Annotated in this window: 6 protein-coding genes and 1 pseudogene; 5 read left to right on the top strand and 2 right to left on the bottom strand. The window is 41.3% G+C overall.

Going from position 1 to position 8,835, the window contains the following annotated elements; translation table 11 throughout:
• Window positions 1–384 (bottom strand): annotated as a pseudogene (locus Q1W14_RS10020) (ribulokinase); the annotation flags it as partial.
• A 565-nt stretch (window positions 385–949) separates the two neighbouring features.
• Window positions 950–2,014, bottom strand: a complete 1,065-nt coding sequence (locus Q1W14_RS10015; protein ID WP_300701252.1) for a hypothetical protein — start codon at window positions 2,012–2,014, stop codon at window positions 950–952.
• Between the two features lie 231 nt (window positions 2,015–2,245).
• Between Q1W14_RS10015 and Q1W14_RS10010 the strand changes: the two genes are divergently transcribed.
• The 5 genes from Q1W14_RS10010 to Q1W14_RS09990 all read left to right on the top strand — a co-directional run.
• Entirely contained in the window at window positions 2,246–3,250 is a 1,005-nt protein-coding gene (locus Q1W14_RS10010) for a LacI family DNA-binding transcriptional regulator (protein WP_300701250.1), read from the top strand.
• 78 nt (window positions 3,251–3,328) lie between these two features.
• Window positions 3,329–5,116, top strand: coding sequence for an L-fucose isomerase (locus Q1W14_RS10005; RefSeq protein WP_300701248.1), 1,788 nt, complete (start codon window positions 3,329–3,331; stop codon window positions 5,114–5,116).
• A gap of 14 nt (window positions 5,117–5,130) precedes the next feature.
• The gene (locus Q1W14_RS10000) at window positions 5,131–6,354 is read left to right on the top strand and encodes a DUF6786 family protein (protein WP_300701247.1); all 1,224 of its coding nucleotides are present in this window, start codon (window positions 5,131–5,133) and stop codon (window positions 6,352–6,354) included.
• Window positions 6,355–6,380: 26 nt separating this feature from the next.
• Window positions 6,381–7,811 carry an L-fucose:H+ symporter permease gene (gene fucP / locus Q1W14_RS09995; RefSeq protein WP_300701246.1) on the top strand — a complete coding sequence of 477 codons (1,431 nt, stop codon included), beginning with the start codon at window positions 6,381–6,383 and terminating at the stop codon, window positions 7,809–7,811.
• A 7-nt stretch (window positions 7,812–7,818) separates the two neighbouring features.
• A partial coding sequence (locus Q1W14_RS09990; protein ID WP_300701244.1) for a ribulokinase occupies window positions 7,819–8,835 on the top strand: 1,017 nt, incomplete at its 3' end.

Raw genomic sequence — 8,835 nt, 5'->3', positions numbered from 1 at the left:
AAAAGCCGATTGTCCGGCTTCGAATCCGATAAATCCGGGAAGTACAGAGCCGTCTACCTGACCGCAGATTCCTTTGATACAACGGTTACCCACTTCATTTGCAGGAGCCACCATGATATCGCAAGTAGAAGTTCCGATAATGCGCGTAAGTACCCCAGGTGCTACCGAAGCTCCGACAGCGCCCATGTGCGCATCCAATGCGCCTACAGCTACTGCGATACCTTCTGATAGGCCAAGTTTCATTGCCCATTCGCTTGTAAGTGTACCTGCTTTAGTATCACTGGTACTGGTTTGAGTAAATAAATGCGAATGCATCTCCCCTAACTTTGGATTAAGTTCCGAAAGAACTTCGCCATCAGGAAGACCCCAACGAGAGTGCCACATAGCTTTATCCTCGGCTATACAATAACCAAAGCAGATTAAACAGTAATTTAATAGGAGTAATAAAATAAAGAATAATGATATAAAAAGAAAAGTAGTAGAAATACAGTCAATATTTCTACTACTTTATAAATGTCTATTTTTACCGATAATTACTTACCGATGTCACACAAGGAGAAATCTTTTAGAAGTTAGAGCCAATAGATTTCTAATTTATTAGATATTAATATAAAACTTGCTTCACATAAAGAGAAAACTTATTTTGCATAGAGATATAAGTTGCCTTGCCCAGACTACAAACTTTAATCAGAAGCTTTAATCTTATAATCAGAACTTTTGATTATAAAACCAAAAGCTTCGGTTATATAATCAAAAGTTTCGGTTATAGTTTTGTCTATAGCCGAGATAATTTTTATATCTAAGCAAAGCAAGTTTCTGATAAGTATTAAGGAAGTTTCCTATTAATATCTCATGTTACGACCTTATAAGGCTTTCGGTCTAACCAAATGATTTGCGTAACATGAGTTATTAGTTTACCTAAAGTTTAAAGTTGGGTATTATATATACCTTATTGAATAACTTCATTTATCAGCTCTTGAGGCGAAAGCGGTGTAATACCGAAAATATAGCTTTGTCCGCAACGGAAAGGCTCAGTCAATTCAAAATTCTCATAGGCTATGCCGCCGGGAATAGGAGATTTGCTGGCCCAATATGTATATCGCCCGTTTACTACTCCTTCTAATTCGTTACTTGGCTTGGGACAATACCAATATTGTGTTGCCTTCTTACCTTCATATTTCCAATGAGTATCTGTGTCATCAGCATAAACGGCTTCTTCAGGATTTTCTTCATCAGGAGAGGCTATGAACCACGCACCGTCCTCTTTATCCTTTATCATTTCAGATAAAGAAGTATGATCATGCGGCGTAAAGTTAGAGTCTTTATAATCGGACCATAATAAACCAGCTTCTTTTGTCTTTCCATTTGCAAGGTGCAATGTTCTGAGACGTGCTTTATTCCCCATCGTAGCTGTGAGAATAAAACGATTTAGCTGATCGGAATCATTAGTGGTATAGGATGTCAACTCAAATTCATAAGGCTTTCCTTCCGTGAATTTAATCCGTACATAAACGTCTGCACCATTTTCAAACGTTTCACAGAAGAAATAAACAGTCAAGGTTTCAACTCCATTTTCATGAGCTACTACGCCCTGTGCAGGATAATATTGATCTGGGAATGAAGGAGATTCAGTAGTATTGCTGCTCCAAAAACGTTTGCCACGTACATTATCCAACTGGCTCCATTCCAATTCAGATAGTCCTCTGCTATTTTTTGCTTTATCTACCGGCTCAAAAGCTATAAAGTTAGTCACAACGAATTTTTCATGTTTTAAATAAGGTGTATATATACGGATCAGTCCACGAGGACCACTCAAAGGAGCAATCCCTATCTGAATACCGTCTGCAAATCCCCAAACAGGTTGTGCTTTTGTGTTTTGGGCAGGTTGCAGCCATATTCCATTCCTTTCGGGAGTTGCTAAAGTTTCCGGAGCGATTTGCAAGTTTGTCTGTCCATTGCAGTAATGTATTCCTGCTACAAAAAGTAAAAGTGTAAATAGAATCTTGGTTTTCATGATCTTAAGAGTTTAAAATTGTTTTTTATGTGTTATTTATGGTAGTTTACGTCGCTTTCAATACGATTTCATGCCGCAAAGATAAAATTGTTATAACGAATTAGCAAAATAATTTGCAGATTTAATTTTTATGTTTATATTTGCATCGTGATAATACGATAAGTGCTACTATTTCAATAAGTAACCTGAAAGAACAATACTAATATATAGCAAAAACGTTATACCTTATATATGTCGTCACTAAAGAAAATATCGCTAAAAGATATTGCTGAAGCCGCAGGAGTTTCAACAGCATTGGTTTCATTCGTGTTAAATGGCAAGAAGAAAGAATACCGTGTGGGTGAAGAAACCGCCCAGCGTATCCAGAAGATTGCACAGGAAATGAACTATCAGCCCAACCTTGCGGCTAAAAGTCTGCGCAGCGGTAAAACAAAGACCATCGGACTAGTGGTATCCGACATATCCAATCCTTTCTTTTCTCAATTGGCCCGGGTGCTGGAAGACGAAGCAGCCAAACGAGGCTATACCGTACTTTTTGGAAGTTCGGACGAAGATACAGAGAAAATGGATCGTGTCGTGAGCAACCTTATTAATAAAGGTGTGGATGGTCTGATAATTGTACCTTGTGAGAATTCCGAGAAATCCATTGCGGCACTTGCGAAAAACAATATCTCCATTGTTTTATTCGACCGTTACTTTCCCGAAATCAATGTCAGCTATGTAGCTTTAAATAACTTCAATGCAGCCAATATCGCAACCAAATATCTGTTAGAAAGCGGCTATAATGCTCCTTGCATGGTGGCATACGATCTTAATTTAATTCACATGAAGGAACGTATTCGCGGCTATAAGAAAGCAATGGAAGATGCCGGCAAGAAACGCCTGATCAATATTACTTATTTGAAACAAGATTCCCCTCGAAAATCAGCTGACCGCTTATTACCCAAAATGGTGGATACCGGTGTGGATGCTTTCCTCTTTGGAACAAATATGATATCACTAGCTTGTCTATATGCTATAAAAGATATGGGACAGGAAGTAATCAATAAAATAGGTTTGGCAGGCTTTGATGGTAATCCTGTCTTTGACTTCCTTAGTGTACCCATCTCCTACGTTCAGCAACCTATAGACGTTTTAGTTCAGAAAGCTCTTGGTATTCTGATAGATAACATCGCCAATGGAAATACAGTGCAATCTGTACTTGCCGATGGAGAATTTATTAAAATGACTCCTTAAGGGGAGCATTTTTTTTCAAAGATTGCTTAATCGTTTTAGTTAATTTAAAATATTAATTCATATAAATCAGTTTTAACCATGAAAAATTCAAGACTAATTGGTGGAAAGCCTAAAATAGGTATCCGTCCTATTATCGACGGTCGTCGCGGAGGTATCCGTGAATCACTGGAAGACATGACAATGACTATGGCACATAAAGTAGCAGAACTTTATTCTTCAATGCTGCGTCATAGTGACGGAACACCTGTGGAATGTGTCATTGCAGATACGACTATCGGTGGGGTGGCCGAAGCAGCTATGGCAGCTGAGAAATTCCGCACTAGCGGTGTGGGTGTAGTATTGTCTGTAACTCCTTGCTGGTGCTATGGATTTGAAACCATTGATATGGATGGCGAAATGCCAAAAGCGATTTGGGGCTTTAACGGAACAGAGCGTCCGGGAGCCGTATATCTGGCTTCTGCTTTAGCGGGACACACACAAAAAGGATTACCCGCATTTGGAATCTACGGACGTGATGTACAAGAGGTAAGCAATACAGAAATACCGGCAGATGTACAAGAGAAGTTGTTACGTTTTGCCCGTGCAGGACTGGCAGTTGCCACCATGAAAGGCAAATCTTATCTTTCAATAGGTAGCGTTTCTATGGGTATTGCAGGATCTATTCCCAATCCGGATTTCTTTCAGGAATATCTAGGCATGCGTAATGAATATGTAGATGCCAGCGAAATAGAACGCCGTGTTCAGTTGGGCATTTATGACCACGAGGAATTTGAACGCGCCATGGCATGGACGGAAAAATATTGCAAGAGCAATGAAGGTACCGACTACAATCCGGAGCACCTGGTATATTCACGTGAAGAGAAAGATGCCCGTTGGGAATATGTAGTAAAGATGACTCTTATCTTCCGTGATATGATGATTGGTAATCCTAAATTGGCAGAAATGGGCTTCAAAGAAGAAGCAATGGGACACAATGCTATTGCAGCAGGATTCCAAGGACAACGCCAGTGGACTGACTATAAACCGGATGGTGACTTCTCAGAAGCTATTCTGAATACTTCTTTCGACTGGAACGGCATCCGTGAAGCATTTACATTTGCTACAGAAAACGACACTTTGAATTGCGCTTCCATGCTCTTGGGGCACTTATTAACCAATACAGCTCAGATATTTGCTGATGTACGTACTTATTGGAGTCCTGCGGCAGTAGAACGCGTTACCGGTAAAAAACTGGAAGGTAAAGCAGCGAACGGTTTCATTCATCTTATCAATTCAGGTTCTTGTACATTGGACGGAACAGGCTGCATGCAGCGTGACGGCAAACCGGTTATGAAGCCTTTCTGGGAAATATCAGAAGAAGAAGTTGAAGCCAGTCTTGCAGCTACTAAATGGCATCCGGCATCTCGCGATTATATGCGTGGCGGTGGTTATTCTTCTCAATTCCTCACACGCGGTGAAATGCCTGTGACGATGTGCCGCTTAAATCTTATCAAAGGTCAGGGCCCTGTGCTTCAGATTGCTGAAGGTTGGGCAGTTAATCTGGATGAAGATGTATTCAAAGCCATCAATGAACGTACAGACCGCACCTGGCCTTCTACTTTCTTTGCCCCGCGCTTAACCGGTAAGGGTTACTTCCGTGATGTATATACCGTAATGAACCATTGGGGTGCCAACCATGGAGCTATAGGTTACGGACATACAGGTGCGGACTTGATTACGCTGGCTTCTATGCTTCGCATTCCGGTATGCATGCACAATGTTTCTGAGGAAAATATTTTCCGCCCCAGTGCATGGTCTGCTTTCGGCGAAGACATGGAGGGTAGTGACTACAGAGCTTGCAATAATTATGGACCTCTCTATAAATAAATACGCAAAGCATTATGTTAAAATCAACCAAACTGAAAAACACTCTGCTGGTAGGTGCAACCACCATACTTGTATCATGCGGCGGACAAAAAGAAATAAAGATGGGAAGTTATGCTTATGATGCCCAGTTTTTGAAAGAAAATGGCATTGAATATACTGAATTGGTGTCTGCTGATGGAAACTCAAAAGTAATGATCGTTCCGGCATGGCAGGGACGAGTGATGACTACTTCTGCTGACGGTAACGGAGGCGACAGCTACGGTTGGATCAATTATCGTTTCATACGTGACGGAAAAGTCAGTTCACAATTCAATCCGGTAGGAGGTGAAGAACGCTTTTGGTTAGGTCCCGAAGGCGGTCCGTTCTCACTCTACTTTAAGGAAGGGCAAGAACAGGTGTACGACAATTGGGTAGTTCCTGCTGTTCTTGATACGGAAGCTTTTGATATTAAGTCACAAAATAACAATAGTATCCGTTTTGTGAAAGACACTCGCCTGACGAATGCTTCCGGTACTAATTTTGATATGAATATAGACCGTACCGTATCGTTAATGAATACTGACGAGGTTGCTACTAACTTTGATATTCAACTTTCAGAAGATATGAAAATTGTGGCGTATAAGAGTGACAACAAGATTACAAATACAGGTGATAAAGCTTGGACAAAAGAGGGCGGGCTTGTATCTGTATGGATGCTCGGTTGCTTCAATCCTACGCCGACCACTACTGTATTCATCCCTTATAACCAAAATGCAGAAGGAACCATTGTGAATGATGAATATTTCGGTAAGATTCCTGCTGACAGATTGATAAAAGAAAACGGTATTATCTACTTCAAGATTGATGGACTTTATCGTTCCAAATTAGGATTACCTGCTTCACGGGCAACCGAACTATGCGGAAGTTATGATTCATCGAAAGGTGTACTTACCATCTTGCAGTGTAGCCTTCCCGAAACTCCATCAGTCTACGTGAACGGTCAGTGGGGACCACAGGAAGATCCGTTTGCAGGAGATGCAATCAACTCTTATAATGACGGTCCGGTAGAAGATGGTTCCATTATGGGTCCATTCTATGAAATTGAAACTTCTTCTCCGGGTGCTGAACTTGCACCGGGTGCATCGTTGACTCATACACAGAAGGTAATCCATATACAAGGCAAAGATGAACAATTGGCTCCAATCGTACAGAAGTTATTCGGAGCAGACTTAAATGTGATTAAAACGAAATTTCAATAGGTTAACTACATAATATGAAAAATCACATGGAATCAAATAGAATAATACCAAAGGGAATACTCTTTCCATTCATTCTGCTCACTACGCTGTTTTTTGCTTGGGCAGTGCCGAACAATCTTACGGATACGATGCTTGCTGCATTTAAGCGCATCATGAGCATGAGTGATTCGAAAACGGCATGGATACAAGTAGTGTGCTATTTATTGGGCTATGGTTGTTGTGCTGTTCCCGGAGCTTTGTTTATCAAAAAATACACCTATAAATCGGGGGTAATGCTAGGACTTGGTTTATATGCATTTGGAGCCTTATTATTCTATCCGGCAATGCTTTGTTCGGAAATAAACGTTGAGTTCAGCTTCTCTATGTATTTGTTGGCGATCTTTGTTCTTTTTGCCGGACTCTCTGTATTAGAGACTTCTACAAACTCTTATGTTTTGGCAATTGGTCCTGAAAGTACGGCTACACGTCGCTTGAATTTATCGCAGGCATTCAATCCATTTGGAGCAATTACCGGAGTGGTGATCAGTCAAATTTTCATTCTTTCGCAATTGAATATGATGACTGCTTCAGAGCGTAGTCAACTTCCAGCTAATGAATTAGCGGCTATCCAAGGACAAGAACTAAATGCTGTAACTACAGCGTATGTTGTGCTCGGACTAGTGATGGTGGTTCTCTTACTCGCTATACGATTTACCAAGATGCCGAATCTCCGTGAGAGTGGTGAAAAGATTGAATTTGGTGCAACTTTACGTCGTCTGAAGAAAAATAAGAATTACGTATGGGGTGTGGTTGCGCAGTTCTTCAACATCGGTGCACAAATTGCTGTATGGTCATTCGTTATCCGTTATGCCATGGTACAATTGAATTTCGACGGTGTATTAGCAGCATTAGGCGATTCGGCTTCTCCGGATGCAGTTGTTAATGCGTTGCGTAATGTCGAACCGGTAGCTGCTGCATTCTACAATGGTTGCGAATGGCTTGGATTAAACGATTTGTTACCACGTACATCGGAGCAAGCAGCTGCAACTTATTATATCATGTCACTTATCCTCTTTGTATTGATGCGATTTGCATGTACAGGAATGATGAAATATGTGAAAGCTTATAAACTCTTGATAGGTCTTGCCCTTCTTGCCGTAATGTGCTGTTTAGGTGCTATGTTCGGTAAAGGTAGTTTCGGAGTTTATTGTTTGATGGGTATTTCCGGTTGTATGTCATTGATGTTCCCCACCATTTACGGATTCGGACTTACAGGATTGGGAGAAGATACCAAGATCGGTGGTTCGGGTATGGTGATGGCTATTGCTGGAGCAGCTGTTCTGACTCAAATTCAAGGTATCGTTTCCGATCAAACCGGTAGTATCATGGCAGCTTATATTGTTCCGGCTTTTGCCTTTGCAGTGATTGCTTATTATGGATATTTCGTTGCTAGAAAACAAGAATTATCAATCAAATAAAGAATCTATGGAATCAGATAAGAAATACGTTCTCGGTCTTGATTTTGGTACAGATTCTTGCCGTGCATTGGTAGTAGACGCACGTAATGGACAAGAAATGGCTACGGGGGTAAGTTTTTACCCCCGCTGGAAAGCCGGTCTTTATTGTGATGTACACAGCAATCGTTATCGTCAACATCCGTTGGACTATATTGAATCTATGACGGAAGCCGTACATACTGCTTTGTCCCAGTTAACAAAAGAAGAGAAAGCCTCTATTTGCGGATTATGTTTTGATACTACCGGTAGTACTCCTGCACTGACTGATTGCAGTGGCATGCCACTGGCATTATGCCCGGAGTTTTCAGAAGATCCGGATGCTATGTTTATTCTATGGAAAGATCATACAGCTGTTTATGAAGCTGAACAAATCAATGCATTAATCAAAGAACGTAACCTCGACTATTTACTCTATGAAGGTGGCACTTATTCTTCAGAATGGGTATGGTCCAAGGTTTTACACGTTATCAACACAAACGTCGATATAAAGAATGCAGCGTATGCATGGGTAGAGCATTGCGATTGGATGACCGGATTAGTAACAGGCAACACTGTACCCGAAAAGATTCTTCGAAGCCGTTGTGCTGCAGGCCATAAAGCTATGTGGCACTCTCGTTGGGGTCTTCCTGATGGCGAAGTTCTTTCGGAACTTAATCCGGCTCTAAGTGCAATGTTACCACATCTTTTCACGGAGACATATACCAGCGATACTAAGGCAGGCACTCTCACAAAAGAATGGGCAAATAAACTGGGATTGCCAGAAGGAATTGTAGTAGCTGTAGGAGCATTGGACGCACATATGGGGGCGGTAGGAGCATCAGTAGCACCTGGGGTACTTACACGTATTATCGGAACTTCTACTTGCGATATCATGGTGGCTCCTGCAAATGAAGTGGGTAACCGTTGTATCAAAGGAATCTGCGGTCAGGTAGACGGCTCTGTACTTCCCGGATTTATCGGATTCGAAGCCGGACAATCGGCTTTT

The organism is Bacteroides sp. (genome assembly GCF_030151085.1).
Classification (GTDB): domain Bacteria; phylum Bacteroidota; class Bacteroidia; order Bacteroidales; family Bacteroidaceae; genus Bacteroides.
Note: the sequence above shows the minus strand (reverse complement) of the source record. Positions and strands in the feature narration are given on the sequence as shown.

What these genes read in the sequence shown, in the direction of transcription:
- Q1W14_RS10015 (WP_300701252.1), bottom strand. Translation starts at nt 2,014, where the DNA reads ATGAAAACCAAGATTCTATTTACACTTTTACTTTTTGTAGCAGGAATA.
- Q1W14_RS10000 (WP_300701247.1), top strand. Translation starts at nt 5,131, where the DNA reads ATGTTAAAATCAACCAAACTGAAAAACACTCTGCTGGTAGGTGCAACC.
- Q1W14_RS10005 (WP_300701248.1), top strand. Translation starts at nt 3,329, where the DNA reads ATGAAAAATTCAAGACTAATTGGTGGAAAGCCTAAAATAGGTATCCGT.
- fucP (WP_300701246.1), top strand. Translation starts at nt 6,381, where the DNA reads ATGGAATCAAATAGAATAATACCAAAGGGAATACTCTTTCCATTCATT.
- Q1W14_RS10010 (WP_300701250.1), top strand. Translation starts at nt 2,246, where the DNA reads ATGTCGTCACTAAAGAAAATATCGCTAAAAGATATTGCTGAAGCCGCA.